General features: G+C 56.0%; 1 protein-coding gene. It reads left to right on the top strand.

Translation table 11 applies throughout. From position 1 onward, the window contains the following. Nucleotides 1-22: 22 nt before the first annotated feature. Nucleotides 23-457: 3-hydroxyacyl-ACP dehydratase FabZ (fabZ, locus tag RA19_RS24885; protein WP_039168395.1), on the top strand; the 435-nt coding region annotated here is incomplete at its 3' end.

The following is a 457-nucleotide window of genomic DNA, read 5'->3' as shown; positions in this document are numbered from 1 at the left end:
CAACTGAAGGAAACAGACCATCATGAGCTCTCGTGAAATCCCGATCACTGATATCCTCGCCACGATTCCGCATCGGTATCCATTTGTGATGATCGACAGGGTCACCGAATGCGACGGCACAAAAGCTGTTGCGATCAAGAATGTTACGATCAACGAGCCCTTTTTCGTGGGTCACTTTCCCACTGAACCGATCATGCCAGGCATGTTGATCGGCGAAGCCCTTGCACAAACCTCTGCCTTTATCGGTTCGCCCCGCAGCCAGGACGGGGTAGAGGCGGAATTCGCGTCGATCGGGAGCAAGGCTTTTCTGACCGGCATCACTCTGAAACTGTCCAAGCCGGTCGTTCCAGGCGACCAGCTTGTCCTGACGGCCCGGCTGATAAAGCGGCTCGGCCAGATGATGAAGGTCAAGGCCCATGCCCGTGTCGGCAAGGACGAAGTTGCGGCTGCCGATATC

Source organism: Leisingera sp. ANG-M1, assembly GCF_000813745.1.
Lineage (GTDB): Bacteria > Pseudomonadota > Alphaproteobacteria > Rhodobacterales > Rhodobacteraceae > Leisingera.
The sequence above is the reverse complement of the archived record's forward strand: the minus strand, read 5'-3'. Positions and strand labels throughout refer to the sequence as shown.